The 26739-nt window shown below is 41.5% G+C and carries 25 protein-coding genes and 1 other RNA gene; 10 read left to right on the plus strand and 16 right to left on the minus strand.

Features of this window, described 5'->3' with window-relative positions; all coding sequences use genetic code 11:
• Window positions 1–56 precede the first annotated feature (56 nt).
• Both DX073_RS09830 and DX073_RS09835 read left to right on the plus strand, forming a co-directional pair.
• Window positions 57–563 carry a WG repeat-containing protein gene (locus DX073_RS09830; protein WP_115007890.1) on the plus strand — a complete coding sequence of 169 codons (507 nt, stop codon included), beginning with the start codon at window positions 57–59 and terminating at the stop codon, window positions 561–563.
• A gap of 121 nt (window positions 564–684) precedes the next feature.
• Complete coding sequence (locus DX073_RS09835) at window positions 685–1515, plus strand: inositol monophosphatase family protein (protein ID WP_115007891.1); 831 nt, start codon at window positions 685–687, stop codon at window positions 1513–1515.
• A 245-nt stretch (window positions 1516–1760) separates the two neighbouring features.
• Here the strand turns inward: DX073_RS09835 and DX073_RS09840 are convergent, their stop codons facing one another.
• Window positions 1761–2450, minus strand: coding sequence for an SIMPL domain-containing protein (locus tag DX073_RS09840; protein ID WP_115007892.1), 690 nt, complete (start codon window positions 2448–2450; stop codon window positions 1761–1763).
• Between the two features lie 437 nt (window positions 2451–2887).
• On the opposite strand from DX073_RS09840, the gene ffs reads away from it, so the two are divergent.
• Window positions 2888–2984: signal recognition particle sRNA small type (gene ffs / locus DX073_RS09845), an RNA gene on the plus strand.
• Window positions 2985–3198: 214 nt separating this feature from the next.
• On the opposite strand, the gene DX073_RS09850 is transcribed toward ffs, so the two are convergent.
• The 9 genes from DX073_RS09850 to lon all read right to left on the minus strand — a co-directional run bounded on the left by DX073_RS09850 (window position 3199) and on the right by lon (window position 16362).
• Complete coding sequence (locus DX073_RS09850; protein ID WP_115007893.1) at window positions 3199–3621, minus strand: RNA-binding S4 domain-containing protein; 423 nt, start codon at window positions 3619–3621, stop codon at window positions 3199–3201.
• Window positions 3622–4022: 401 nt separating this feature from the next.
• Window positions 4023–5288 (minus strand): Wadjet anti-phage system protein JetD domain-containing protein, encoded by a 1266-nt coding sequence (locus tag DX073_RS09855; RefSeq protein WP_115007894.1) that lies wholly within the window; start codon window positions 5286–5288, stop codon window positions 4023–4025.
• Complete coding sequence (locus DX073_RS09860) at window positions 5285–8644, minus strand: ATP-binding protein (protein WP_115007895.1); 3360 nt, start codon at window positions 8642–8644, stop codon at window positions 5285–5287. The genes DX073_RS09855 and DX073_RS09860 overlap by 4 nt, the downstream gene beginning before the upstream one ends.
• Complete coding sequence (locus tag DX073_RS09865) at window positions 8625–9320, minus strand: DUF4194 domain-containing protein (protein WP_181814421.1); 696 nt, start codon at window positions 9318–9320, stop codon at window positions 8625–8627. Before DX073_RS09865 ends, DX073_RS09860 begins: the two co-directional genes overlap by 20 nt.
• Window positions 9321–9333: 13 nt before the next feature.
• A complete protein-coding gene (locus DX073_RS09870) occupies window positions 9334–10836 on the minus strand; it encodes a DUF3375 family protein (protein ID WP_115007897.1) in 1503 nt (500 codons plus the stop codon).
• Window positions 10837–10893: 57 nt separating this feature from the next.
• Window positions 10894–11316, minus strand: a complete 423-nt coding sequence (locus DX073_RS09875; protein WP_115007898.1) for an ASCH domain-containing protein — start codon at window positions 11314–11316, stop codon at window positions 10894–10896.
• Window positions 11317–11377: 61 nt separating this feature from the next.
• The gene (gene argS / locus DX073_RS09880) at window positions 11378–13117 is read right to left on the minus strand and encodes an arginine--tRNA ligase (RefSeq protein ID WP_115007899.1); all 1740 of its coding nucleotides are present in this window, start codon (window positions 13115–13117) and stop codon (window positions 11378–11380) included.
• A gap of 90 nt (window positions 13118–13207) precedes the next feature.
• Window positions 13208–13798 (minus strand): WG repeat-containing protein, encoded by a 591-nt coding sequence (locus tag DX073_RS09885; protein ID WP_115007900.1) that lies wholly within the window; start codon window positions 13796–13798, stop codon window positions 13208–13210.
• A 149-nt stretch (window positions 13799–13947) separates the two neighbouring features.
• The gene (gene lon, locus DX073_RS09890; RefSeq protein WP_115007901.1) at window positions 13948–16362 is read right to left on the minus strand and encodes an endopeptidase La; all 2415 of its coding nucleotides are present in this window, start codon (window positions 16360–16362) and stop codon (window positions 13948–13950) included.
• A 255-nt stretch (window positions 16363–16617) separates the two neighbouring features.
• Here lon and yiaA point away from each other — a divergent pair, with 255 nt between their 5' ends.
• The gene (yiaA, locus tag DX073_RS09900) at window positions 16618–17082 is read left to right on the plus strand and encodes an inner membrane protein YiaA (protein WP_115007903.1); all 465 of its coding nucleotides are present in this window, start codon (window positions 16618–16620) and stop codon (window positions 17080–17082) included.
• Between the two features lie 13 nt (window positions 17083–17095).
• Here the strand turns inward: yiaA and DX073_RS09905 are convergent, their stop codons facing one another.
• Window positions 17096–17869, minus strand: a complete 774-nt coding sequence (locus DX073_RS09905) for a methyltransferase domain-containing protein (protein ID WP_115007904.1) — start codon at window positions 17867–17869, stop codon at window positions 17096–17098.
• Window positions 17870–18031: 162 nt separating this feature from the next.
• Between DX073_RS09905 and DX073_RS14550 the strand changes: the two genes are divergently transcribed.
• Entirely contained in the window at window positions 18032–18955 is a 924-nt protein-coding gene (locus tag DX073_RS14550) for a hypothetical protein (RefSeq protein WP_220186743.1), read from the plus strand.
• Between the two features lie 112 nt (window positions 18956–19067).
• Here the strand turns inward: DX073_RS14550 and DX073_RS09915 are convergent, their stop codons facing one another.
• A complete protein-coding gene (locus tag DX073_RS09915; RefSeq protein WP_181814422.1) occupies window positions 19068–19256 on the minus strand; it encodes a WG repeat-containing protein in 189 nt (62 codons plus the stop codon).
• 168 nt (window positions 19257–19424) lie between these two features.
• Window positions 19425–20336 carry a WG repeat-containing protein gene (locus DX073_RS09920; RefSeq protein ID WP_115007906.1) on the minus strand — a complete coding sequence of 304 codons (912 nt, stop codon included), beginning with the start codon at window positions 20334–20336 and terminating at the stop codon, window positions 19425–19427.
• 99 nt (window positions 20337–20435) lie between these two features.
• On the opposite strand from DX073_RS09920, the gene cysS reads away from it, so the two are divergent.
• The 4 genes from cysS (at window position 20436) to DX073_RS14355 (ending at window position 23473) form a co-directional block, all read left to right on the plus strand.
• Window positions 20436–21881, plus strand: coding sequence for a cysteine--tRNA ligase (cysS, locus tag DX073_RS09925; protein ID WP_115007907.1), 1446 nt, complete (start codon window positions 20436–20438; stop codon window positions 21879–21881).
• A 165-nt stretch (window positions 21882–22046) separates the two neighbouring features.
• Window positions 22047–23000, plus strand: a complete 954-nt coding sequence (locus DX073_RS09930; protein ID WP_115007908.1) for a WG repeat-containing protein — start codon at window positions 22047–22049, stop codon at window positions 22998–23000.
• A 3-nt stretch (window positions 23001–23003) separates the two neighbouring features.
• A complete protein-coding gene (locus tag DX073_RS09935) occupies window positions 23004–23330 on the plus strand; it encodes a hypothetical protein (protein WP_115007909.1) in 327 nt (108 codons plus the stop codon).
• Window positions 23306–23473 (plus strand): hypothetical protein, encoded by a 168-nt coding sequence (locus DX073_RS14355; protein ID WP_181814423.1) that lies wholly within the window; start codon window positions 23306–23308, stop codon window positions 23471–23473. The genes DX073_RS09935 and DX073_RS14355 overlap by 25 nt, the downstream gene beginning before the upstream one ends.
• 82 nt (window positions 23474–23555) lie before the next feature.
• On the opposite strand, the gene DX073_RS09940 is transcribed toward DX073_RS14355, so the two are convergent.
• The 3 genes from DX073_RS09940 to DX073_RS09950 all read right to left on the minus strand — a co-directional run bounded on the left by DX073_RS09940 (window position 23556) and on the right by DX073_RS09950 (window position 25013).
• Window positions 23556–24176 carry a hypothetical protein gene (locus DX073_RS09940; protein WP_115007910.1) on the minus strand — a complete coding sequence of 207 codons (621 nt, stop codon included), beginning with the start codon at window positions 24174–24176 and terminating at the stop codon, window positions 23556–23558.
• An 83-nt stretch (window positions 24177–24259) separates the two neighbouring features.
• Complete coding sequence (locus tag DX073_RS09945; protein ID WP_115007911.1) at window positions 24260–24601, minus strand: hypothetical protein; 342 nt, start codon at window positions 24599–24601, stop codon at window positions 24260–24262.
• Window positions 24602–24755: 154 nt separating this feature from the next.
• On the minus strand, window positions 24756–25013 hold the full coding sequence (locus DX073_RS09950; RefSeq protein ID WP_147279717.1) for a hypothetical protein: 258 nt from the start codon (window positions 25011–25013) through the stop codon (window positions 24756–24758).
• 221 nt (window positions 25014–25234) lie between these two features.
• Here DX073_RS09950 and guaB point away from each other — a divergent pair, with 221 nt between their 5' ends.
• Window positions 25235–26704 carry an IMP dehydrogenase gene (guaB, locus tag DX073_RS09955; RefSeq protein ID WP_115007913.1) on the plus strand — a complete coding sequence of 490 codons (1470 nt, stop codon included), beginning with the start codon at window positions 25235–25237 and terminating at the stop codon, window positions 26702–26704.
• The last annotated feature ends 35 nt before the right edge of the window (window positions 26705–26739 follow it).

Genomic DNA, 26739 nt, shown 5'->3' on the forward strand with positions numbered 1-26739 from the left:
ATGCCAGTGATGGAATAAGGGCGGATAATGGTGTAATTTGATGTTAAGATAATTCCATGAAAATGTCATTAATAAAAGGCTTATTGATTTTTTTGTGTATGGGCAGTTTTACTACGACTGTTCATGCTCATAAATGCGTCATGCCTACTGATACTGCTTATGACACCAGCGAGTGTGTGTTTGATGGATTGATTAAAATATCCCAAAACGGCAAATTTGGTGCGATGGACAATCGAGGTATCGTCATTATGCCACTCATGTTTGATGAGATTGGTGTGTTTGATGAGGGTGTCGCTAAGGTGCGATATAAAGATAAATTTGGTTTTATCAATCATCAAGGGCTGTTGGTCGTGCCACTAAAATATGATGATGTGGGATTTTTTAAAAATGGCACGGCATTGGTTCGCAGGGATGATGAATATTTTATGGTGGATGGGCAGGGTCAAAGGGTGTTAGATGAGACACCTGTCATGCCAATACCTGATACGGTCGATGTGCCTGCCGTGGATTTGGCTCATGAACTGCTCTCTGGCGAGCCTGTGATACCAGAACCAAGCTACTAGGTTAATTTGGCAAGTGGTAAATTTTGGTCGCAATTTTGCCCATTTTGGGCTATAATGGTCGTCTTTGTATGATGAATACAAAAGCATTATTTAAATTCAATAAACGTTTGTAAGGTGTGTTATGGAACCTATGGTGGTGATTGCGTCCGAAGTGGCGAAAAAAGTCGGTTATGAGATTTTAAAGGCTCATGAGAACCGTCATCGTATTGATTTGGGTGTTGAGTCCAAGGGGCTTGATGGCTTGGTAACGAAGATTGACCGTTATGCCGAAGAGCTGACCATTTCTTTGTTAAAAGAAAGCTATCCTAAGCACTCATTTTTGGGTGAAGAGTTTGGCTTACAAGAAGGTAAGGGGGCGGATGCTGATTGGTGCTTTGCCATTGACCCACTAGATGGTACACAAAACTTCGTGCATGGCGTACCGCATTTTTGTGTGTCTATCGGCATTCAGCACAAAGGCGTGACCGAACATGGCGTGGTCTATGACCCTGTGCGTGATGAGCTGTTTACTGCCAGTCGTGGACGTGGGGCGAGATTGAACCAACGTCGTCTGTCGGTCTCAGAGCGTACCACGATAGCGGGCGGACTGTTCACCACAGGACATCCTTATGAACGCATGACGGGCGAGACTCGCACGAGCTTTATCCGTCAGCACTTTGCCAGTTTGGCGGTGATTTGTGAGCAGGGCGGACAGGTTCGTCGTACAGGGTCGGCGGCACTGGATTTGTGCTATGTGGCGGCAGGGCGTTTTGATGGCTATTTTGAGATGAGTATCAAGCCGTGGGATGTGTGTGCAGGCGAGCTGATTGCCAGTGAAGCCAGAGCGGTGGTGGTTGACCACAAAGGGGCAAACAACGCCATGCGTACAGGTTCGGTCTTTGCTTGTAATGCCAAACTACTAAAACCACTCATGCAAGCGGTCATCCCGACATGGGAAAATGCATTGGCGTGATAAGATATTAACATTACATCCAAAAAACTTTACAATTACCACAAACGTGATGATATTTGGATGTAGGGGCGTGCTGTGCACGCCTTGTGCAGTAATATCATCAAAGGGTGTGCTCAGCACACCCCTACAAACCCGTGGTAAATATGAAGTTGGTTGGGTGTATATTTAAAAATGAAAACCACCAAACAAGGCGTTTGGTGGTTTTTTGATGGGGCTTGTGCGTGCCTATCCCAAACTGATGAATATTATTTAACCAATTCAATCACGCCTTGGGCTTCATAATTAAGACGACTTTCACCGCCTTCATAACTTTGGGTGGCGACTGAGCTTTCGGGTGCTGCGGCTGTAGCATAACCCATCACGGGACTGACACTAAAACGACCGCCAGCATTGTTTAAGTCCACTTTTATGATTCTATAATCGCTCGCCCCAAAGGCGGTGCTGATGGTTTTGGCTTCATCGGTGAATTTTTGGATGGTTTGGGCTTTGAGTTCATTCTCTACTGCCTTTTGGGTGGCTTCGGATACACCAAAGTCAAGACTGCTAAGCGTCATAAAGCCTTGTAGCTCAGCGATGAGCTCACTGGCTTCTTCGAAGTTTTGGCTTTGGATGTTGATTGATGATGAACCTGTAAAGCCATTGATTTTGCCTTTGTTGTCATAGCGTGGGTAGGTGTGATGGCGACCTGTGGTGACTTTGACATTGGGGTATTTTTGGGCGATGGCTAGGGCTTTGTTGGCGGTGGTGTTTAGGGTATTTGCCAGCGTTTTGGCATTGGCGTTGTCCGCTGATTTGGTGAGTGTGGCAGTCAGCTCATCGTTGGCGATGGTTTTGGTGTTCTCGACATTAAAGCTGATTTGGTTGTAGCTTTGGGCGTGGGCGTGAGTGCCTGCTAATGCCAAACTAAGCAGTAAGGGTAGTGTGAATGCACGCATGAATTACTCCGTGATAGAATATAACAAAAACTAAACTATTGTAATACAATTTATTCTTGATTGTTGTGCTAATTTGTATCTGATTATTGCTTTAATGTAGGGCGTGCCTGCCCTTTATAACGCAATTTAAAATTTAGAAAATGTTGTAGCAGTACAACGGTGTTTTTGCATGAAAAATGGCTAAATCTTGTGGCTTGAAGTCAAAATCCTTGTTGATATTCCAATATCAACGGCGGACTTTTCCTTGAAAAACGTGCGATTCCCCTGCTTTTTTAACAGGCATTTTTCATTGCAAATACAAAAGGCAGACACGCCCTAACAAATAGCATGGATTTATTTTTTAAAATTATTTGTGGGATTTGAGTGCTTTTAAATTGATAAAATCTAGAAAATTTTCTTGCATTTTTAAAAAAATCATGTATAATTACTCTCGGCTTCATCGGTAGCTTCGCAACTTTGATTTATGAACCCCGCCAGGACCGGAAGGTAGCAACGGTAGTAATCCCAAAGTGTGCCGAAGATGTGCTGATGAAGTCATTTTTTTGCCTAAAATTTGGAAATTCTCTTTTTGTAATCTATACTCCAATCCCAACTTAAAATTGCAATCTATTGATTATTAGTTGATTATTTTGTGAGTTGTAGGGGGTAAATTGCAATTCGCCCTTGATAAATCAAGCACTCATATAAAGTTGAGAATGGGGTAATCTATCCTGATACCATTTCTTTGGCACATTCCTGCGTACAATCTTCACCAATTATTTTTAAATTTCTCAATGTCTCGACGCTGTTTTTTGTCGGGTTTGGTGGACGGTCTGGCAAGGTTTTGCAATTTACGTTGTTCGGCAAAAAACTCTCGGGTGGCAATGCTCTCATCTGTCTCATCGTACAGCGTTTGGGCGATGGTGGCACTGCCCCGATTGTCAGATAAGGCTTTAATAATGATGGTTTTTTGTTCTTGGACGCTGGCATGACCTTGGCGAATGGTTAGCGTGTCGCCCACTTGTAGCTCTTTGCTCGTTTTGATTTTTTGACCGTTCATGTGGACTTTTCCGCCTTCTATCGCTTCTTTGGCAAGGGTGCGAGTGCGAAAAAATCGTGCCGCCCACAGCCATTTGTCGGCACGGACTTTATTTAGGGTTTGGGGTTCTTGATTGGCGTTTTTGTTTGTCATAAATTATCTCAACTATTTAAATAGGGCGTGTTGAATATTGGTATTTGCAATGAAAAATGAGAAAAATCGCACGTTTTTCAAGAAAAAAACGCAGGTTGATAGTCATTCTATCAGACAAATTTTATTATGAAAAACAATCCGACCACTTAATTTTAAAAGTTAAGTAAAAAATCTTAAAATCACACAGTTAAGTGGTCGGATAGCCATTTTTCATGCAAAAATTGATTGAAATGTTAAATTTTCATCTTACAGCTAACAAAATTGAATTTTACTACGGAAACTGTTCGCCCTGAGCTATGCCTGTGGGTCGGTTTCCGTCATGGTTCGACAGGCTCACCACGAACGGAAACCGTGGTACTTTTTCATTTTGTAGAGTGTATTTATAAAAATGTTATCAATGTTCAACACGCCCTAAAATGCAGTCCCAATTCTATCATTGTAGAGCGTACATAATCAAGCTCAATAAATTCTTGTTCAAGGCGTATTTGATTGTTTTTGAGATGATGAAATAATGCCAACTGTACATCATTTAATCCTGTTGGTATATTTTCTATGCTTTTTGGTTCGGGAACGATTTTATGGCGATGGGCATTTAATATATCGTGATTCATTAATATGGGTGTAATATGAGATTGGTAAGTTTGTGCTTTTGCCAATATCGCCATGCCCCATGTGTCTATATCGCCCCAATAATAGAGTTTTTTGTGTTGCCATGATTTATTTTTTAACCATGATAGATTATTGCCTGCTCCTAATATCACCAATGTATTTTTTAATGCTGGCAATTGTTTTAGACTGTGTTTATTTTCAACGATTAAAATATTATCGCAAATAATTTTATCAGGGTCTAATTCATGGTGGGGAGCATAAATCTGTGAAAATGGCAAATACAAAGGCTTATCACAACATTCGGATAATAACAGCCAATGGGTGTTATTATCCACGCCCAAAAAATGGGCAAGACCCACGCTTTTTACTTCATTGGCAAATCTTAATTCCAATAATTGCTCAAATAAATAAGTATAACGCTCAAAAAATTTACTGTCAAAATGACTTTTGTAAAGATAATGTTTTTCAGATTCTGCACAACGATTGATAATGATATTGATGTCAAAACTTCTTAATGAATATCCTGCCATGATATGTTTGTCAAGATATTTTGCTAAAATAATAATGCTAACCATGGTGTCCACGGATTCATCATAGTATTTATCAGAAGTGATGATTAAGGTTAATTGATGAAAGGTTAAATCATCATGTTTGGATAAATGATGTTTGATATATTCGTGTTCTAATAAATCAATTACCCATGATAATTGTTTGGCGGTTTCTGTCTGTCTTGTTTTTAATAAAAAAAGCCATTCTTGATAAGAATTAAGTTGTAGATAATCAGGATAATCTATATTACCTAAGGATTGATATTTTTTATTTTGCCAAATAAGTGCAATATTGCCATGATTCAAGACTTCTTTTTCAAAATTATGCCATATGATAAAATGCTCACGCACCATAGACAAATGATTTTTTAAATCATTGGCGGTTGGCGTACCAATCTTGATAATTATGGGATAATGATGATTTAACAGCCTGTCTATTCTTTTGGATTTATTTTGCCAATCTTTGTGCAGAATATTGATGATATCATCAGGGCTTTTTAAGCGTGTCATGATTGTTTTTCCTGATTTATTTTATCGGCTTCTTGTTGTAATCGCTCCCAAGAATAACTTTGAATGCTGGCATATTTACCTAATCTGTGTACCAATATCGCACTTTTGGTATATTGTCTTAATAGTCGCATTTCTTTATTTGGTGTAACAAATAAAGGATGTAAGCCAAATGCCCAAATTGCATTCACAATACGCCCTGCAACCACTTGCGAGCTTTTTGAAAAGGCTTCATCCAAAATAATGGTGGAGAATGTAGGTAGGCTCATGCCTTTTGGGTTTAGAGCATAACTTAAAGATGCGGTCAAAACATAACTGGCGATGATTTCTTTTTCACCGCCACTGCCACGCTGTGAGCCAACAAAACTGCTCAATTCAGTATCATCCATTCTGGATATGACCGAAATAGAAAACTGCAATCTAAACCGTGCGTCCAATAAAGAACGTGCCGATAATGTGTGTTTTTTATCCACGGCTTGACTTAATAAATCAATGAGCTGTTTTAGGGCTAAATAATGCCCTTCGGTATTGTCAGTTTTGATATTTAAATAAAAGCCTTCCAATCTCTTTTTGGCTTGTTCAAATTCTAATAAAGACTGATGAATAACGGGTTTGGTATTTAATCTTAAATATTTATTTTTATCAAAATCCACACTTTTTAATACATGATTTAATTTGTCAATACGCTCTTTTATGTTGCCAACTTGATATTCAATGGCTTTTAATAATTGCCCCACGCTGTCGGTAGATGATGACACCAAATATTCATTAAACTTTTTCTCCTGAATAGGCAAGCCTTCGCTTTCTAAATAATCAAGCCGTGTCAAATACTCAGGCAAATCAATCATCTGTGTGCCACATTCGCTAAGACTGCCTGTATCTGCATTTTTGGCTTTTCCCATTTGTGAGACAATGCTTTTTTCATATTCATTTTTTTGGCGTTGATAATCGTCTTTTTGATGATTTAGTTTTTCATAAGATGCCAATCTTTCCTTGTCAATATTGTGAATATTGTCTTTATTGATTGGCGGGCAATACTCTTTTAAGGCGATAAAGTTTTTGTGAGTGATGATTTCTTTGGTATTGATGTTATTAAAGAAATGGTTAATTTTATCAATCTCTTGGGTGTATTTTTTGATGTCTTTTTCATTTTCTTTTAACTCTACCATGATGTCTGTAATTAGATTTTCTTGGTTGTTAACCTCATGGGCTAAGTCATCAATCTGTCTATTTAATTTTGCCAAATCGCTATCGGGTTTGGTTAATTCTTGATAATGACGATTAAGATTATCAAGTGTGTTTGATAATGAAATAACATCAATATCATCAAATGCCATGTCTTTTAATAATATAATACTTCGCTCTTTATTATTTAATTCTTTGATTATATCGGATAAATTCTGATATTGTTGATCGGCTATTTTGTATTCATCAGTTGATTGTTTTAATTGGGTACTTAATTGATGAACCAAATTTTTATTATCAAATCCTGTTAGCCAATCATCTTTTAGGGATTTTTGGTCTTGTTTGTCAAAATAACGTTTTTGATTAGACATTAAGCCTTCTTTGGTCATGGCGTGCGGGGTATGTTGCAGGGCATTTGTATCATTCACACAATGCCTATCAATGTCAGCCAATACATGAAATACTGATAATGACAAATGGTTGTCTTTAATGGTTAATTTATGAATAAAGCTGTCATGAAATATCTCTTTGTGAGTGGGTGTATTTGTGGCACTAAATAAACGCACGTGCAAGCGGTTTTGGCGATGATTTACCCATGCCAATGCTGATTGTGTGAGATATTCTGGCACAAATAATCTTAGGCGATGACTGCCTATGGCTCGCTCAATCGCCCCTTGCCATGCTTTGTCTTGCACTTCTATCAATTCTGCCAAATAATACAATTCATCACAAGCGATATTTAAATGCTCGGCAAGGCTCTCTTTAAATTTGATAAATTCTAAGGGAATATTAGATGTTTGTTTTTTGGCTTCATTTAATTGTGCGTTGATGTTTGTGATGTCATTTTGATGAGAGTGTCTTTTTGCACCGATTTCATGCAATTCTTGGGTTGTATTTTCAATGTTTTGACGAATTTGCTCTTGGATATTGGCTAATTGCTCTTTATTTTTCAAAAAGTCTTGTTGGCTGTCTTGATAAGTCAAACCAAAATAATGAATAAGCGAGAGATATTGCTTATGATATTTAGAAGTTTTATCAAGGTCTTTTTGGGTTTGCTCTATCTGTCTTTTTAGATGAGTAATATCATTACCGCCTTTTTGATAATATTGGCTTTGTAATAACTCTTTTTGTTGTTTGGTATTTTCTTTTTCTTGTTCGGCGTGATTTAGTGTTATTTTTAGTTGCTCATTATCTATTTTTAGTTCTTTTTGAATGTCATCATAAATACCATGAGCGTGATAGTTATACCAAATGGGCAAATAATCAATCAAAGTATTGATGTGCGTTATTCGATTGTCATTTTCTTGCCACTGTTTTTGTAGATTTTTAAGTGGCAATAAAGATTGTTGTTGTTTTTTGGCGGTTTGTACATCTTGGCGTATTTGACTTAAATCATCAAATTGCGTGATGATGTCATTAGCCTTTTCAAATAAAGACTCATCGTCTAATACCAATTCACGAAATATCTCATCAATGCTGTTTAATTGCTTTAAGCCCACGGTGCGATTTAATAATTTAAAGGCATTGTCTGATACATCAAAAAAGTTTTGGACTTTTGATAAATAACTGCTTTTGCTGTCAAATACATGAATATTGTCATGATTTTTAATCCATGCCTTAAAGCCACGTTTGCCACTTTGATGAAATTCTTGAATGTAGTCTTTTAAAGAAAAATCATCATGAGAAAATATCCATAAATCATTTCTGTCTTTGGCATGATTGCTATTACTATCTATCCAAAAAATGGCAGTTAGTTGGACGGTAGTTTTTGGTTGGTTTTGACTAACAAAAGTATTATCGCCAAATAGCTCTTGCTGATAAATTTGTGTTGATGAATCTGTCTTAATGGGATAAAAATAAGCACGAATTGCCGTTATGGTTTTGCCTGTGCGATTGGTGTCGTCTTTATCATCAGGATTGGCAATGCCACGAATATAACTCATCAAATCCCTATCGCTCTCATGTCCGCCTGTGGATGCAAGATTGTAATAAGGTTTGGTAACCAATAAAGTCATCAATGCATCAATGAGTGTGGTTTTGCCGCTGCCTGTTTGCCCAATAATCGCTGTGCCTTCTTTATCAATATGAGCGGTGTGCAATCCATAAAAACCGCCCCAATTATAGACATCTATTTGATGTAAAAAATAACTGCCATTATTCATCATATACTCCATTTAGATTCTTTAATTGCATTAAAAACTGACTAAGATTTTCAGGATTTGCCAAATGAGCGATTAGGGGGCGAATGATGATTTTTCCTTGTTCGTCCATATCGCCAATAATGCCATAGTCTTTTAATTGGGATAATAAGCGTTTTAATGAATCATCATCACTTTTTTCACTGCCACTATGATTGATGTAAGAAAAATATTGGTTTTTTAGGTCATCAAAATCCACCCAAACTGTATTTGTGCCAACACCGCTTTGGCTTTCTATTTCCACAAATTTTTGTCTTAAAATTGCTATTAATAAAGACTGGTGCAATGTTAATCTTTGACGGCGAATAAAAGGGTGCGACCACATTTCATCATAAGACGGTATTGGGCTATGGTTATTATTGATTGGATTTTCATCACGGTTATTTTTATCATGAGTTTCATGATGTGTTGTATCATCAATAATGGCATCATAAATTTTTTGATAGATACCAACATAAATAACACCACGAATATCGTCAATGTGCATTGATAAATCCATGACGGACAAATAAGCATTGATAAAGTCTATATTGCCAAATAGCTGTTGATAAATATTGGGCTTTTGATGTTTTTCTATATAGCCATGTTTTAATAAATCTTGTATGGAATTTTTTAAGGTTTGGTTGGTATCATAAAGAAATTGCATATCCATAATAATCCTTTTTTTAAATATCATCTAATGACAATTCATCAAAATGGTGCTTTTGTAAGGCGATAACAGGTACTTTAAATTGCCATAATTCATCATGATTTGTATTGCGTTTTAGAATAATATATTCATAAGTGTCTGATATGGATGATGTGCGACATGCCATTTCAATCCATAAAGCAATCGCTTCTAAATCGTAATTATCAGGTATGGGTAATTGTTGGTGTAAATCAGCAATGGATAAGGGCTTATCTGAATGGGATAATAGGGCTTTGGTTTTATCAAACCAATCTTGCCTATCTAATCCGTCCAAGGCTTGCCAAAATGATGAATCTACGCTGTTTAAATCAATGCTTTGATTATCTAGATTTAATTGATGATTGTCATCTGTTTTATATTCATGAATTAAAAAACGCTCAATACTGGCAATTTTATTTAACTCAATGGCAATGGGCGGTAGATGACTTGGCGTGTGTTTGGTACTATAATCTTGCCAATCTATATTGAGAGCTTCTTTAAATATTTGATTTAATAAATCACCAACTCTGTGATGTTCGGTTGCCAAGCCTGTTTGGATAAAACTTCTAACGTCTTTTTCCATATTTTGCTTGGCACGAATGACTTGACTGGCTTCTTTATTTAAAGAGCTAATTAGCGTGGATAAATTGAATAATTGAGTGGGCGTTAGGCTATTTTGGCTAATGCCATATGCTACCAGTTGCTTTATTTGATGATTGAGTTCGTCAATATGATTGTGTTGTAAGGCATAATTAAATCCTTGAAATACCCGACCTTCTGGCGTGCTAATTAGCTCATCATGATAATCCAATAACGTGTGAATTACCTGCCCACGATGATATTGTTCACGAATGACTTTCTCTCTTAATTCTTTATCCATTTGCCGATAAGAATCTTCCACACGGCGAAAATCATGATATAGACTCATGGCAAGTTCATAGATGTTTTGGAGCATTTCTTTGGATGAATGCGTATCTAATAATTCAAAATCGCCGTTTTTAATATTGGCTAATTCTTGATGTAATAGGTTTATTTGTTTTTGGAGATATTGTTCTCTTTCTTGTTGATTGGGATTTAGGCGGATATAGGCTTTTTCTATTTCTGATTGGACGGTTTGTAATCTTGATGTCGTAGAAGTCATGATGGCATCATCTTCTAAGCCTTTGATAAAATAAATGGCTTTTTGTAGGGCATCGGTTGCAAAAACTTCATTATTTCTTTCTATGATTAAACCACGTTTTAGCCAATCTCTCCATTCTTGTTTGGCTAATGCGTGTGGGTCTTTATCAATCAATTCTTTGTCATGAATAAATTCATTAAAACAATTGGTTAATAACTGCACCGCCATATCCATGGTGGGCGTTTGATTTTGGCTCATGAATAATTGTTCGGCACATGCCAAAATAATAGGAGCACGTTTGGCGGTTAATAATCGCCATGTGTCATTTCTTTGGCGTAATAAATGATAACGGCGTGATAGCGTTAAAGTGGGCGTATTCATGATAAGCGGATAATAAATGATTTATTATCATAGCATGATTGTATGATTTTGCAATGGCTAATCAAGGATTTTTATAACATCAAAGGTTTCAAACAACAACCACATTTTATCATCAAATACCTCAAACCGCTCAAAAAATTCTTGATGAGCCGTCCGCCAAAAATCAAGCGACAAATCGCCTTCGCCTTCTTGACGTGCCAATTTTTCATCAACATCACAAAAGCGAATGATGAATTGGGCGGTGTTTTGGATGATACAGCGTGGGCAGTTTTGTCCGTCTGTGATGACTTGTAGGCTACCAACGGGATAAGCTGGCTCGTCCAAATGCCAATGCAGGGCGGTGCAAGTGGCTCGCTTTTTACCGTCTAGGACAAGCTCTACAAGCTCATCCGCCATTTGTGGACTGTCGCCAAATGACCAATGGGGCAGGGCGGTAATGTCTAAGTTGTCGGTATTGATGTTGCCAAATTTGTCAAACATGGTTTTCTCAATTTAAAAAAATGCCATTAGGACAACCCAATGGCAATCGTGATTTTATCAATTACATTTTCTCAACCGTCTTAATACCGAGTAAATCCAAGCCTGTTTTTAAGGTCTTAGCGGTCAAATCTGCCAGTTGCAGACGGCTATTTTTGGTGTCGTCATCTGCCGACAGTATCGGACAGGCTTCATAAAACGATGAAAAAATGCCAGCCAATTCATACAGATAGCCACACAACACATGGGGTGTGCCGTCTTTGGCGACTTGGCGTAGGGCTTCTTCAAATTGCAATAATTTGACCGCTAATGCTCGCTCTTTGTCGTCCGTGATGACAATCTCGCCTGTCAGCGTGTCAGGATTTACCCCTGCTTTGGCAAAAATAGAACGCACACGAGTATAGGCGTACTGCATATAAGGGGCGGTGTTGCCTTCAAAGTTTAACATACTGCCCCAGTCAAACACATAATCGGTCGTGCGGTGCTTGGATAGGTCGGCATATTTGACCGCCCCAATGGCAACCGCATCAATGAGTGCCGTCCGCTCATCGGCAGTTACGTCTGGGTTTTTGCTGTCTATCAAGACGGTGGCACGGGCAACGGCTTCATCAAGCAGGTCGGCAAGTTTGACCGTACCGCCTGTACGAGTTTTGAACGGTTTGCCGTCTTTGCCAAGCATCATGCCAAAATTGTGATGTTCTAATTTAAAGGTATCAGGCACAAATCCGCCAAGCCGTGCAATCGCCCACGCCTGTGCCATGTGTTGGGCTTGACGAGTGTCAGAATAGACAATGGCACGGTCAGCGTGCAAGGTGTGATAGCGGTAGCTTGCGGCGGCGATGTCGGTGGTGGTGTACAAAAATCCGCCGTCTTTTTTCTGAATGATGATACCAAGTGGCTCGCCTTCTTTGTTTTTAAATTCGGGCAGATACACCACGGTCGCTCCGTCATCTTCTACCGCCACGCCTTTTTCTTTTAGGGTTTTGACGATGTCGGGGAGCATGGGGTTATAAAGGCTCTCTCCCATGATGTCTTTATCGGTTAGGGTTACGTTTAGGCGTTCGTAACTGGCTTGGTTTTGGCTCATGGTAATGGCAACGAGTTTTTGCCACATGGCAAGGCAATATTCATCGCCACTTTGGAGCTTGACCACATAGCCACGAGCTTTTTCGGCAAAGTCGGTATCGCTGTCATAAGTCGCTTTGGCATCACGATAAAAGGCTTCTAGGTCGGATAATTCCATGTCGGAGGCGTTTTCGTTTTGCATTTTTTCAAGATAGGCGATGAGCATACCAAACTGCGTACCCCAGTCGCCCACATGGTTGGCACGAATGACGGTGTCGCCCAAAAATTCAAGCACACGCACCGAGCTGTCACCAATAATGGTAGAACGCAAATGCCCAACGTGCATCTCTTTGGCAACGTTTGGCGATGAATAGTCAATGACAACCGTCTCGGTGTGGTCGGACGTAATGCCCAAGCGGTCGGACGTGCGAGCGGTGTGGACGGACTTGGCAAGAAATTCTTTGTCAAGAAAGATGTTAATAAAGCCCGGCCCTGCGATTTCCAATTTGTCGGCAATACCGCCCAAGGCTTGGCTATTTGCCAGCTCATCAAGTACTTTTTGGGCAAATTCTCGTGGGTTTGTGCCAAGTTTTTTGGCAACGCTCATCACGCCATTGGCTTGGTAGTCGCCAAATTGGGGCTTGCCTGATTGCTTGATGACAGGGTCGGTGTCTTTGTCCGCCCCTGCGTTTATCATGGCGGTTTGTAGGTGGGTGTGAAGTAGGGATTGGATAGTCATGATAGCTCTTAAAAGTGATGTTAAAACTTAAAACGGATTATTATACTAAAAATTTAGCGATTTGGGAAAAATCATCGCAAACCCTTTGGGCTAGTCTAGGCGTTTTCCTGTTTTGTCTATATAAAAAGTTTCGCCATTTAATGAGACTTTGGCTTTGCCGTTTTCAAATCCCCAAGAAGCGTAGTCATATTGAAAAGGTATGGCTATTTTACCTGTTTTATCAATAAAGCCATATTTGTTATCTAATTCTACAACAGCCAAACCATCAATAAAAAGACCGGCAATCTGATATTTAAAGGGGATAATCACTTCGCCTGTTTTATCAATAAATCCCCATTTGTCATTTTGCTCTACACCTGCCAAACCCTCTGAAAAATGCCAAGCATCATCATATTGAATAGGAATAACGATTTTGTTCGTTTTATCAATAAAGCCATATTTATTATTTTGTTCTACGATTGCCAAGCCTTCTGAAAAATTGCCGACAAAATCATATTGAGCAGGAATAATAATTTTACCTGTTTTATCGGCAATACCCTGTTTATCCTGTTGCCATACTGTCGCCAAGCCACCCTGCAAGCAACCAACATCATGTCCCGACACTTGTGGTTTTTCACACGCCAAAGCGGATAAGGGTACAAGGAATAGGGCGATGAGAAGGGGGTTTAGAAGTTGTTTCATGGTTATCGCCAATTAAGATAAGTTAGGAAAAATAAGAGAAATCCTCCCTATCTTAGCGGATTTTGGGATGAGAGACAAGCCAAAATGTACCCACAACAAAACCCTGCCAATGGACAGGGTTTTGGGGTGCTTTAAGGCTTCTTTTTTAATCAGCTTCTGAGCGCCTGCTCGTCTGCCTTCACCACCACGCTCGGCTTTAAAGGCATGAGCGGGGCGACTAGGGCGACTTTTAGGACTTCATCAATGGTCTCAACCGCTTGAATGGTCAAGCCTTCTTTGACATTGTCAGGAATGTCGGCAAGGTCGGGCTCGTTGGACTTGGGGATAAGCACGTGCTTGATACCGCCACGATGAGCGGCAAGCAGTTTTTCTTTTAGACCGCCGATTTTTAGCACTTTACCACGCAAGGTAACTTCCCCCGTCATGGCGATGTCGGCACGAATGGCAATGCCTGTAAAGGCGGATACCAAAGCGGTAGTCAGAGCAATACCTGCGGACGGACCGTCTTTTGGCGTGGCACCTTCGGGCATATGCACATGAATGTCGGTGTCTTTGAACTTATCATAGCTGATACCAAAGCGTTCGCCTCCTGCTCGCACCACGCTCATGGCGGCACGGATAGACTCTTTCATGACATCACCAAGCGACCCTGTAAAGACAAGCTCGCCCTTGCCTTGCATAGTGGCAGTCTCAATGGTCAGTAGCTCACCGCCTACCGATGTCCACGCAAGCCCTGTAATCCGCCCAATCTCAGGCTCTTTTTCTGCCAAGCCAAAGTCAAAGGGTTTAACACCCAAATAATCGGCAATGTTGTCGTCCGTTACCGATAACGGCTCAATTTTCGTGCCTTTTTTGGGTTTAATGCCATAAGTCTCAACTTGTGAACGCACCGCTTTACGGCTGATCTTGTTAATTTCACGCTCCAAGTTTCGCACGCCTGCCTCACGGGTATAGTGGCGGATAATGCTAAGAACGGCATCATCGGTAATGTCCAGCTCATCTTTACCAAGTCCATTTTGTTCTAGGGCTTTGGGAGTGAGATAGTTGTGAGCGATGTTCATTTTTTCGTCTTCGGTGTACCCAGGCAGACGAATGACTTCCATGCGGTCAAGCAGGGCTGGCGGTATGTTCATGCTGTTGGCAGTACAGATAAACATCACCTCCGACAAATTCAAATCTAAGTCAAGATAATGGTCATTAAAGCTGTTGTTTTGAGATGGGTCAAGCACCTCTAGTAAGGCAGACGCAGGGTCGCCACGATAGTCCTGTGCCATTTTGTCGATTTCATCGAGCAAAAATAGCGGATTTTTAACTTCTACTTTTGCCAAGGACTGTACGATTTTGCCCGGCATGGCTCCGATATAGGTACGTCTATGCCCACGAATCTCAGCTTCATCACGCACACCGCCCAACGCCATACGCACAAACTTACGCCCTGTGGCACGAGCGATACTCTCGCCAAGCGACGTCTTACCAACCCCTGGGGGACCTACTAGGCATAGGATAGGGCCTCGCAGTTTTTTGACACGAGATTGCACCGCTAGGTATTCTAAAATGCGGTCTTTGACATCATCAAGCCCATAGTGGTCTTTATCAAGGGTTTCTTTGGCTTTGGCAAGGTCAATGGATACCTTGCTTGCTTTTTTCCATGGGGTGTCAAGTATCCACTCCACATAGCCACGCACCACAGACGCCTCCGATGAGCTTGGGGGCATTTGCTTTAACTTTTTAAATTCGGTTTCTGCCTTTTTGCGGACATCATCAGGCAGGTCGGCTTCTTTTAGGCGTTTTTCAAGTTCGCCGTCTTCTTCGTCCGCTCCATCATTTAAATCGGACAGCTCGGATTTAATCGCTTTCATTTTTTCATTTAAAAAATACTCACGATGATTATTTTCCATTTGCTTACGCACGGTTTCTTGGAGTTCATTTTCAAGCGATTGCTCGGCATGATTGCTCACAAAAAACTCAGTCAGCGTGTGGTAATAATCCATGATGTCGCCATCTTCAAGGAGTGTTTGTTTTTTGTCAAGGGGCATGGACACCCGAGTGGCGATAAAGTACATGAGTTCGGTCAAGTCGCCAATCTTGCCTGCCACACGGGTAATCTCACGTCCGTTGCGTAGGTTCTCTTCGGCAAAACTGGCAAAAAAATCCATCAATACCTTTTTATGAGCGTCTTTGTCATCATCGCCGAGCGTGTCGGTGACAGGCTGTTCATGAAACACCGCCACAAAAGCGTTATGCGTCTCATCAATATCAACGCCTGCCACTTTGGCACGAGTCTGTCCTTCGATGAGTACTTTTAGGCAGTTTTCGTCAGCATCGTGGGGCATGGTGCTAATAACCCTGCACACCGTGCCAAAGCGGTAGAGATTGTCGGTGTTAATCTCTTCTGACAGCGAGTCTTTTTGTGAGACCACAAGCAGATGACCATCAAAGCTCTCATTGGCAAGCTGTATGGCGTTAATGGACTGCTCACGTCCCACAAATAGGGCGATTTGCATGTGTGGATAGACCACGACATCACGCACGGCAAGTAGGGGCAAGGTTTGGTTATCAGACATGATAAACTCCAAATAAATTCTTATAATGTCAGCTTGTTATGGTGGCAGGCGTGGCAAATTGCAAGGCAGTGCGATGATTTTATGAAAAATTGGGTCAAAAATCGTATTGTTGTTTATAAATTGTTTATAATATGGTCAATACCAAAAGCCAAATCATGCCATAAAGTACACTTGTCGGTTTTGTTTTATTTTGCTATATTATTCAAAACTCTAAAAATATCTATTAATTTTTTTAAATGATAAAAGGAAAAAACCATGCAAATCATTAATAAACCAACATCGGCTTATGTCGGTGCGTCTTGGGCGGTTTTGGGCGTGGGTGTGCTTGGCTTTTTGATTGGTCTGTGGAATGCCGAGATGATGTTAAACGAAAAGGGTTATTATTTTGCGGTGTTGGCATTGGGGCTGTATGCGGCGATTAGTCTACAAAAAACCATTCGTGATAAAGCAGAAAATATCCCTGTGTCGGGCATTTATTATGGCATTAGTTGGTTGGCGTTGGGGCTTGCGGTGTTACTCATGACCGTGGGTCTATGGAACGCCACTTTGCTACTTAGCGAAAAGGGCTATTATTTTATGGCGTTTACCTTGTCACTCTTTGCGGTGATTACCATTCAAAAGAACATTCGGGATTTGCAAGTGGTTAAGGGGTATGAAAACCCTTATGAGCAGGGCGATGTCTTTTTGGAAAAAGATGATTTTTTAAAAGAAAAAGAGTAAGTGTTTTTAGCTCCTATCTTTTCGCCAAAATATGTAAATACCGCCCCATTTGCCAAAAAGGGTGGGTTTGGGAATAGTTAAGCTCCATTGCCACGACATCATCAGGGTTGTTGTGTCCGCCACGTTTTAAGGGAGCGTAGTCAGAAAATACTCGTATCCCCGACTGGCAAAGGGTGGTATATCCCCCGTCATCAAGCCATGATTTGACCGTGTCATAAGATACAGGGTTGTTTGGCGTTAGGCTTTTGTTGTCGGCAGGTTTGGGGCGTGCTAATTGATAAAAATTGCCCATGATAAGGTTGCGATAAACCATGCTGGCAGGGTTGTAAAAGCATAAGGATAAATAACCGTCATCGGCTAAAAATTCATCAAAAAACGCCATGATTTTGGCAGGTTCGCCCAGCCATTCTAGCACGGCATGGCATAAGATTAGGTCAAATTTTTGTCCCTTTAAAAGGCTTGTGAGTTCTTGATAAGGAGCCACGATAAAGCGGGGCGAAACGTTAAGCTTACAAGCGGTGGTTTGGGCTTTTTGTATCATCTCATCGGAGATGTCGCTGATGATGACGTCATGACGGGTGGCAAGGTTTAGGCTGATTTGGGCAAGTCCTGCTCCCACGTCCAACACCCGAAGCGGACGGTTGGGTAAATGCTCGGACAAATCTCGCTCTAACACGGCAAGGCGGATTTGACCTTTTAGACCGCCATAGACTTTTTTGGCAAAATGGTCAGCAATGTCATTAAAATTACGGTCATTAAAATGGGCGTGGGAGATAGGCTGATTCATGATAAAAAATAATTTGGCAAATGGGTTTGGCGTGGTATAATGGCTACGTTTTGCTTTGATGATACCGCCTTGTTGGGCGTCATTGTATCAAGTGGCGACCACTTTTTAAAGTTATTTAAAGTTATTTTATAAGTAAATTTTAAACCAAATTTGAGATAAGCCATGAAAACGTTTAACCATTTAGCCTGTGTGTCTGCCCTTGCCCTTGCATTGACTGGCATGGTCGGTTGCACCAAAAAAGACAGTCCCGAGCCACAAGCCGAGGCGGAGATTGAGGTTGCGACCCCCGAAGTGGTCGACCGTCCTGCCGTGGTCTGTGATGATGTCAGTCTAAAAAACCGTGTCGTCAGCCTTGTGCGTGATGAGCTCTACACCGCGTCTGTGCGTGGACTGGGCAATGGGGCGAGCGATGAGCTGTCATTGCAGTTAAAGGCACGCCTGTCGGGGCTAGACATTGACCTGCAAAACGTCAGTGAAGACGGTGGCGAGTGCCGTGGACAGCTTCATGTCGTCCTGCCTAACGAAGAGATTGCCTTTGCCAATAAGACGTTTAGCGGGGCAGGCGTGGCAAGCCTAGAAGAACAAGCCATCGAAAAAGACGTGAGTCTCATGGGTGGTAATCGTCTGGTGGGGGATTTTGTCTTCCAAGCAGACGGTGAGGCACTTGCCATTGATAACAATACGCCCGTCATCGCACTGGCGTCTGAGACCATGGCAACAGCGGTGCGTTCGATGAATCGCCAAAACCAAGCCAATGCCAAACGTGAAACCGCCCAAATTGGCAAACCATCAAGCGATATCGTGCCTGCCCCAACGGTGCAAATCCGCCCTGTGGAATTGCCATCGGTGCCTGAACCTGCCCAGACACCAAGACCTGAGGAGGCGATTTTACAGCCTGAGGATGTCCCAAGTGGCACACCACAAAAGAGCGAGCCAAAGCCAGAGCCTAAACCTGAACCAAAGTCCGAACCAAAATCTGAGACCAAGCCAACAGCCGAGCCTAAAACCGAGTCTAAGCCTGAGCCTAAGGCAGAAAAGCCTGCCAGTAACGAGATTACCATCGTTGAGACGGATGAGACTTACTAATCTTTTGTGGTAAGTGATAAAAGGCAAAATACCCCAAAGTGATTTGGGGTATTTTTTTGTGGTGCTTTTTAAAGTCAAAATTTATCCATTGTCCTAATAATGCTCATCAATATCAAGGATGAGTATGCTTGATGAGTTTGCCTGTGGTGTCATAAAAATAAACCCCATCTTTTTTAATGGCTTTGATGTATTGTGGGTCATCATCCATGTCAAGGTCGGATGTAAGACCCGTCAAAAATGGATAAATGCCGTCATATTCAAAAGGCAGTATCACGTTGCCAGTGGTATCTATTAGCCCCACTTGACCGCTTGATTTATAAAAATCAGGAGCAATGATAAAAAAATCCGGTATTGTTAAATAAAGATAGATTTTAAGGTTTTCCGTTCGGACTGAGCTTGTCGAAGTCTAGGAAAACCGTTATGGTTCGACAAGCTCACCACGAACGGCTTTCTAGAAAAGTATACTCAATTAACAATACCAAAAATCCTTACCTTGAAATGTATTGATGTCATCCCTAAAAATCTCATATTCATCAGGATAGGTTAATTCAAAAATTTTTTCGCCTTGACTGTTGTACAAATAAGACGTGTTGTCCATCACCGCATTAAAAAACATATCGCCACTGTCGCTTTTAAGCATATAAATGACGTTGTATTTAAAATCAATCACGGTTTTGTTATTTAAATTGATGATGCCATATTTGCCATTTTTATATAAACCTGAAAACCCTTGATAAAACATGACTAGGTTGTCATACATGGGTGTGATGATTTCATGACCGTGTGCGTCTATCACGCCATACAGCCCGTCTTTTTCGACAGTAAATACATCATCATGCCCATCGATGATGTTATCATAATGCCCAAACGGCACAATCATTCTGCCTTTGGTATCAACCAAGGCGTATCGCATTCTCTCATCAATGACCGTTGCAGTATCAGACTCATCGTCTGCCTTTAACTCGTCTAAGCCGTCAAGGTCTAAGGTGGTAATGACAAAAGACTGGGGGCTGACATCGGTGGCGATGGCTTGTAAGCTTTCGGGGATATGGATTTTGTGGTAAATATTATCTAGCAATAATTTGCCGTCTTTGTCTATCATACCCAAAGGGTAGGGGGCTTGACCAAAAGGGGTTTGAACATAATTACCGACCCGAGCAAGCCCTTGGTGATTTGGACATTCTACAAATTCAAAATCAGCAGAAGGCTTTATGCAGGGTTCTGTATTTTGCAGTAGCACATGGTCAAAATATACGCCATATAACACAACGTCTTTGACATTATCCAAGGTCTTGATATCGGATAAATCATTTGGGTTATAGACATTGACTGCCGATGCACACATGGCATAGCCAAGTAATACCAATGGTAAATATCTCATGTGATGACCTTGGTTAATTTTTGGTAAATTATAGCACTTTCCCCTAAATTCTGCTATGATAAAGGCTTTTATTTACACCAGTTACCCAAAAGGCACACCATGAGCGATTTACACCTTTATAATACCCTATCGGCACAAAAAGAGCGGTTTGTTCCTATCCATGACGGCAAAGTGGGTATGTACGTCTGTGGCATGACGGTGTACGATTATTGTCATATCGGGCACGCTCGGGTCATGGTGAGTTTTGATGTGATTTATCGTTGGTTGTCTCGTTATTTTGAGGTAAACTACGTCCGCAATATCACCGACATTGACGACAAAATCATCAAACGAGCAGGCGAAAACGGAGAAACCATTGGCGAGCTGACCGAGCGTTTTATCAAAGCCATGCACGAAGATGCCGACCGTTTGGGGTGCTTACGTCCGACCAGCGAACCCAAAGCAACCGACCACATTCCTCAGATGCTTGATATGATACACACCCTGCAGTCCAAAGACTTAGCCTATCAGGGGGCAAGTGGCGACGTGTATTATAAGGTGGCAAATTTCCCCGACTATGGCAAGCTCTCCAAACGCAAACTTGCCGATATGCAAGCAGGGGCAAGGGTTGAGACGGTGGACGACAAGGATAATCCTTTTGACTTTGTGCTGTGGAAATCCGCCAAACCGTCCGAACCGCATTGGCAAAGTCCGTGGGGCTTGGGTCGCCCTGGTTGGCACATTGAGTGCAGTGCGATGAGTACCTGCTGTTTGGGCGAGAGTTTTGACATTCATGGCGGTGGGCATGATTTGCAGTTTCCGCACCACGAAAACGAGATTGCCCAAAGCGAAGGGGCGACAGGTAAACCCTACGCCAACAACTGGCTACACGTTGGTTTTGTCAATGTGGACGGCGAAAAAATGAGCAAATCCTTAAACAACTTCTTTACCATTCGTGAAGTGTTGCAGGATTTTCATGCCGAGACCATTCGCTTTTTTATCCTATCTAGCCATTATCGCAGTCCGATTAACTTCTCAGACACCGCCCTAAAAGAAAGTCACACCGCCTTATCACGCCTATATCACGCCCTAAAACCGTTTGATACGGTAGGCACGGATGAGACAGCGTGGCAAGGCGAGTACGGGCAAGCCTTTGTGGGTGCGATGAATGACGACTTTAACACCGCCCAAGCGGTGAGTATCTTGTTTGAGATTGCAGGCGAGATAAATAAGGCGGTCAAGGCAGGCGATATGGCAAGTGGGCTACAATTTGCCGTGATATTAAAGACCCTAGCAAGCGTGCTAAATATCGCCCAAAAAAAGCCAACGGAGTTTTTTCAACAGGAAATAAAAAGCACTCATTCGTTGCAATATAGCATGTCTTGGACTAAAGAGGGTTTTACAGTAGATGACTTTAAAAAATATGTAGAAGAAAAAATTTTGGAGCGAGCTAATGCAAAAAAAGAAAAAAATTTTGCCCTTGCCGACCAAATCCGTGCCGAACTAAAAGAAAAAGGCGTGGAGCTAGAAGACAGTAGGGCAGGGACGAGCTGGCGGAGAGTGTAAATAAAAAATTGAGCTATTTTTATGGCTCAATTTTTGTTTTTGGGATTAAAAGAATGTATCAAAGAGCTTTTAAATCGCCCATAATCCGTAGGGAGAAAATTGCAATCTTCCCTTGTGAAATTATTAAATTTAGGTTCTTTGGTTAATAAATAAAAGAGAATATCAATGAAACATCTATTTTGGTTATGTGGTATTAGTTTGGCTTTTGGCATGGTAAATGTGACAACTGCCGATGAGTTTGATGTGCCATGTGTCAAACCAACCACACAAATTCCCTTTACTTATCAAGAATGCCTAAATCAAAAAGGCGTGGCACGAGTGGGTAATGTGGTGCAAACGCCATTTGGCGATTTTCCTTATCCGTTTGGGCTGATTGACAAGACAGGCAAGCTCATTTTGCCTGCAATTTATCATGAGATTGATTTTCCTGATGATTGGGCGTATGACAGTTATACAGAGCCAAGTGATGCACTGATTGTGGTTGCGCAAAGAGACAGTGGAGAGTCAATGTTTGGTAAGCTCGGTATAGATGACACTTTTGGGCTTGTCAATGAAAAAGGTGAGTTTGTTGTGCCAATGGGGTTTTATGATGACATTGGCGGTTTTTCTGATGGTTTGTCAAGGGTGGAAAAGGACGGTGAATACGGTTATATAGATAGCCTTGCGAGTGTTGTCATTCCTGTTGTTTATGATTATGCTGAGTTGTATTTTACAGACGGCTTTGCAGGTGTAAAAGGGCAAGGTAAATACGGCATTATTGACAAACAAAATCGCCCCGTCATCGCTTTTACTTATGACGGTGCAGAAGTTTTGTCAGGGCGATTATTTGCCGTTGCCAAAGATAGGCAGTACGCCCTGATAAGTCCTGAAGGTAAATTTTTGTCCGATTATCAGTATGAGATGATAATGCCAACGCATTATGGCGATACTTATGTTGTACAGCAACAGGGCAAATATGGCTTAATCAATGAGCAAGCCGAAGTGCTGATAGCACCTAACTATGATTATGTTGGCGTGGATTTTGAGAAAACCTATGCCGATGATAATACGAATGATAAGATATATTTTAAAGCAGAGCTTGGCGATAGTACCGAGAGTTTTGCTATCACTTGTAAATAAATCATGACAAAATCCATGTATACACAAATCATTACCCATATCATCGCCTTATTATTGGCGGGTGGCAGTGCATTGTTGGCAAATGATGTGATGACATTTGGCGGATTGATGGTGCTGGGTGTGATGATGTTTGTGATGACTGCTTATATTGTCCTTGCCAAAGAAGCCAAAAAAGTCGCTGACGGTATTTTTGCCGTGCTGTTTTTTGTGGTGGGGTTTTGGGTGTTTTGGTTTGGTGGTACTTTGTTTGCCTTTTTGCTTGCTCTAACTGCTTTGTCGATAACACTGGAATACAACGTTGTGTCATGCCAACAGGTCATATGTTGGTAGGATTTGCCGTTGCATTTATCGCCACGCCTTTGTCTTGGCGGTTTTACAAAACCAAACGCACTCAAAGAAGTGAGATGATATGGCTGTTGGCGATAGTGATCGGTTGGGCGGTGGGACTATTGATAAATGTGTTGGGGGTGTAATGGTTTATTGTTTAGTGATATTAACAGCTTTACGTCATTATTTATGGGTGATTTTAATACATAAAACCAAATAATAAAAAGGTTAATTTTCAATATCTATTTGGCTATTAAAAATTTGATACAACTCATCTTTCTTTTTTGGGTCTGGTATTTTATCTAATAAATCTTTTGATTTTTGAATATACGCCACATTTCCAGCATTTATCTCAGCCAGATAGTAAGACAAAATTTCTTTGGTATTGTCTTTTTTGTTATAGTTATTTTTCTTAATTTCTTCTTTTGCTTTTTTGGCGATATGAGAAAAGCAATTTGTTACCTTATCATTGTCGTAATCATTGATTTTCATAAGTTGGCATTTATAAATAAGTAACCAATGATCGGGGTTTTTCCTAAGAACTTCATCAATAAAATCTATGGCCTTATGAACATCTGTTAATGTATATATTTGCAATAATGCTTTGTACTTTTCGTTCTCATCATTCATGCGATTTGCTTCTGGCGCTAAGTCCAACAACAGCCTTTTCGTTTTTTCGTCATCATCAATGACGCCATTTATTACGATGTCATTTATTTTTTGTATGACATAACGGTCGTACTCGTCTTTATTAGTAGCATTAATTTTTGAAGTGACATGATGCTCCGTTTTATCATAACCGCAAGATAATAATGAAGTCATTAATATTGCTATAATAATAAATTTCATTATATTTTCTCCGTATTTATATAAAATTCATATATGGCAGAGCTTGCGATGGGAGACATTCAACCTGTATTAAATTTCTGTTATCAACGACCAAATCTCATCAGTGCTTGTTTGCTTGGGTCACAGTCGCCATCACGCACATCTACGACAGTTACCCCTTCATCGATAAAACTGTGAGCCGAACAGCGATTGCCAAAGGTTTTGGTAAACTGTTGTCCGTTTTGTTCAAGCGTGGCACAGACAGGCATATATTCCATGGTGCAATGTCGTATGGGCTTTTTTAGTTTTGGCATGCCATGATTAAAAGGTGTGTCATCATGAGTGGGCTGGGAGATGGTGGTGGGGGTAGAAGAGGTGCTAGGCGTAGAACAGGCGGTAATGGACAGCACCATGCCTAGTGCCAAAATAAGATGTTGGGTTTTCATTGCTGTATTCCAAATGGGGTGAGGGTTGATGTAATGATGTCTAGTTTTGACTGTTATTTGTAGGGCATGCACCATTGATGGTGTTATTGGCTTGATGATGGTTGAACATACCCCAGATGTTTTATGGTGCGTACCAAGCACCTTTCTTGGCACGTTATTCACACGCCCCGTCATCCACTTTGATGACTTTGATATCTTTTGGGATAAAACTGTGAGCCGAACAGCGATTGCCAAAGGTTTTGGTAAACTGTTGTCCGTTTTGTTCAAGCGTGGCACAGACAGGCATATATTCCATGGTGCAAACGGGCTGATTGTTCAATATGGGGCGGACTGGGGGCGTGTCATTTGGCTCGGTCTGGGCGGTGGAGCAGGCGGTTAGTAGCAGTAAGCAGGGCAGGGCAAGGTATTTCATGGACTCTCCAAAGGTTTTAAATAAATCATTATAAATCATAAAAAAACATTTGCCAAATCGGATAATCTGGCGTATAATGCACCGCTAATTTTACACGCACAAACCGATACACAATGCTAAAACGAACAAGCAACCGTATATCCAAAGGCTAGGCAGATGACTGCTTAGCCTTTTTCGGTTTTTTGATGTGTATTTTTTATTTTTTGCCATAAGGGGCTGTTATGTTAAGACTAAGTTATGAAGCACTGACCTTTGATGATGTACTGCTACTACCTGCCTATTCAGAAGTGTTACCCAAAGACGTGAGCCTATCCACTCGCCTAACCCGTGAGATTAACCTAAACTTGCCAATCCTATCGGCGGCGATGGACACCGTTACCGAATCAAAAATGGCAATCGCCATGGCACAGCTTGGCGGTATGGGTATTATCCACAAAAATATGGACATCGCTCGTCAAGCCAGCCGTGTCCGCCATGTCAAAAAGTTCGAAGCAGGCACAGTTGCCGACCCCATTACCGTAAGCCCTGACACAAGCGTGGGCGAGCTACTTCGCATTACTCGTGAAAACAACATCTCAGGCGTGCCTGTGGTGGACGACAACCGTCAAGTGGTGGGGATTGTAACGCACCGTGATTTGCGTTTTGAGACCAACCTTGACCAACCTGTCAAAAACGTGATGACCCCAAAAGATAAGCTCGTTACCGTGCGTGAGGGCGAATCTACCGAGAACATCAAACGCTTACTTCACACGCACCGCATTGAAAAAGTGATTGTGATTGATGATGAATTTCGCCTAAAAGGGCTAATTACTGTCAATGATTTTAGCAAAGCCGAAAACAACCCCAACGCCGCCAAAGACACCCAAGGTCGTTTGCGTGTGGGGGCGGCAGTTGGTACAGGGGCGGACACCGAAGCCCGTGTAGAAGCGTTGGTGGAAGCGAACGTGGACGTGATTGTGGTGGATACCGCTCACGGGCATAGCCGTGGCGTGATTGACAAAGTCGCCTTTGTCAAGAAAAAATACCCCCATATCCAAGTCATCGGCGGTAACATTGCCACAGGCGATGCTGCTCTTGCCCTACTAGACGCTGGGGCGGATGCTGTCAAAGTGGGTATCGGGCCTGGCTCTATCTGTACCACTCGTATCATCGCAGGCATTGGCGTGCCACAGATTAGTGCCATTGACAACGTGGCGAGTGCCTTGCAAGATCGCATTCCACTCATCGCTGACGGTGGTATTCGTTTTTCTGGCGACATGGCAAAGGCTCTGGCGGCAGGGGCAAGCTGTATCATGGTAGGCGGACTCTTGGCAGGGACAGAAGAAGCCCCTGGGGAGATGGAGCTGTATCAAGGTCGCTATTATAAGGCATATCGTGGCATGGGGTCGCTTGGGGCGATGAGCGGACAAAATGGCTCGTCTGACCGCTATTTCCAAGATGCCAAAGAAGGCGTGGAAAAACTTGTCCCAGAAGGTATTGAAGGGCGTGTGCCATACAAAGGCTCGGTAACAGGCATCATCAATCAGCTTGCAGGCGGTCTGCGTTCGTCCATGGGCTATACAGGTTGTGCCACCATCGAAGAGCTACGCACCAAACCTGAGTTTATCAAAGTAACATCGGCAGGTATGAAAGAGTCGCACGTTCATGATGTGCAGATTACCAAAGAAGCTCCGAATTATCGTCAAAGTTAATCAAACTTATCAAAGCTAATTTGCAAGATGATAAA

This window comes from Moraxella lacunata, assembly GCF_900453205.1.
Lineage (GTDB): Bacteria > Pseudomonadota > Gammaproteobacteria > Pseudomonadales > Moraxellaceae > Moraxella > Moraxella lacunata_B.

What these genes read in the sequence shown, in the direction of transcription:
- DX073_RS09840 (WP_115007892.1), bottom strand. Translation starts at nt 2,450, where the DNA reads ATGCGTGCATTCACACTACCCTTACTGCTTAGTTTGGCATTAGCAGGC.
- DX073_RS09850 (WP_115007893.1), bottom strand. Translation starts at nt 3,621, where the DNA reads ATGACAAACAAAAACGCCAATCAAGAACCCCAAACCCTAAATAAAGTC.
- DX073_RS09945 (WP_115007911.1), bottom strand. Translation starts at nt 24,601, where the DNA reads ATGAAAACCCAACATCTTATTTTGGCACTAGGCATGGTGCTGTCCATT.
- DX073_RS09905 (WP_115007904.1), bottom strand. Translation starts at nt 17,869, where the DNA reads ATGAATCAGCCTATCTCCCACGCCCATTTTAATGACCGTAATTTTAAT.
- DX073_RS09935 (WP_115007909.1), top strand. Translation starts at nt 23,004, where the DNA reads ATGACAAAATCCATGTATACACAAATCATTACCCATATCATCGCCTTA.
- argS (WP_115007899.1), bottom strand. Translation starts at nt 13,117, where the DNA reads ATGACTATCCAATCCCTACTTCACACCCACCTACAAACCGCCATGATA.
- DX073_RS09875 (WP_115007898.1), bottom strand. Translation starts at nt 11,316, where the DNA reads ATGTTTGACAAATTTGGCAACATCAATACCGACAACTTAGACATTACC.
- cysS (WP_115007907.1), top strand. Translation starts at nt 20,436, where the DNA reads ATGAGCGATTTACACCTTTATAATACCCTATCGGCACAAAAAGAGCGG.
- DX073_RS09830 (WP_115007890.1), top strand. Translation starts at nt 57, where the DNA reads ATGAAAATGTCATTAATAAAAGGCTTATTGATTTTTTTGTGTATGGGC.
- DX073_RS09930 (WP_115007908.1), top strand. Translation starts at nt 22,047, where the DNA reads ATGAAACATCTATTTTGGTTATGTGGTATTAGTTTGGCTTTTGGCATG.
- DX073_RS14355 (WP_181814423.1), top strand. Translation starts at nt 23,306, where the DNA reads ATGCCAACAGGTCATATGTTGGTAGGATTTGCCGTTGCATTTATCGCC.
- guaB (WP_115007913.1), top strand. Translation starts at nt 25,235, where the DNA reads ATGTTAAGACTAAGTTATGAAGCACTGACCTTTGATGATGTACTGCTA.
- DX073_RS09835 (WP_115007891.1), top strand. Translation starts at nt 685, where the DNA reads ATGGAACCTATGGTGGTGATTGCGTCCGAAGTGGCGAAAAAAGTCGGT.
- DX073_RS09860 (WP_115007895.1), bottom strand. Translation starts at nt 8,644, where the DNA reads ATGGAGTATATGATGAATAATGGCAGTTATTTTTTACATCAAATAGAT.
- DX073_RS09865 (WP_181814421.1), bottom strand. Translation starts at nt 9,320, where the DNA reads ATGGATATGCAATTTCTTTATGATACCAACCAAACCTTAAAAAATTCC.
- lon (WP_115007901.1), bottom strand. Translation starts at nt 16,362, where the DNA reads ATGTCTGATAACCAAACCTTGCCCCTACTTGCCGTGCGTGATGTCGTG.
- DX073_RS09855 (WP_115007894.1), bottom strand. Translation starts at nt 5,288, where the DNA reads ATGACACGCTTAAAAAGCCCTGATGATATCATCAATATTCTGCACAAA.
- DX073_RS09870 (WP_115007897.1), bottom strand. Translation starts at nt 10,836, where the DNA reads ATGAATACGCCCACTTTAACGCTATCACGCCGTTATCATTTATTACGC.
- DX073_RS09950 (WP_147279717.1), bottom strand. Translation starts at nt 25,013, where the DNA reads ATGAAATACCTTGCCCTGCCCTGCTTACTGCTACTAACCGCCTGCTCC.
- DX073_RS09940 (WP_115007910.1), bottom strand. Translation starts at nt 24,176, where the DNA reads ATGAAATTTATTATTATAGCAATATTAATGACTTCATTATTATCTTGC.
- yiaA (WP_115007903.1), top strand. Translation starts at nt 16,618, where the DNA reads ATGCAAATCATTAATAAACCAACATCGGCTTATGTCGGTGCGTCTTGG.
- DX073_RS14550 (WP_220186743.1), top strand. Translation starts at nt 18,032, where the DNA reads ATGAAAACGTTTAACCATTTAGCCTGTGTGTCTGCCCTTGCCCTTGCA.
- DX073_RS09920 (WP_115007906.1), bottom strand. Translation starts at nt 20,336, where the DNA reads ATGAGATATTTACCATTGGTATTACTTGGCTATGCCATGTGTGCATCG.
- DX073_RS09885 (WP_115007900.1), bottom strand. Translation starts at nt 13,798, where the DNA reads ATGAAACAACTTCTAAACCCCCTTCTCATCGCCCTATTCCTTGTACCC.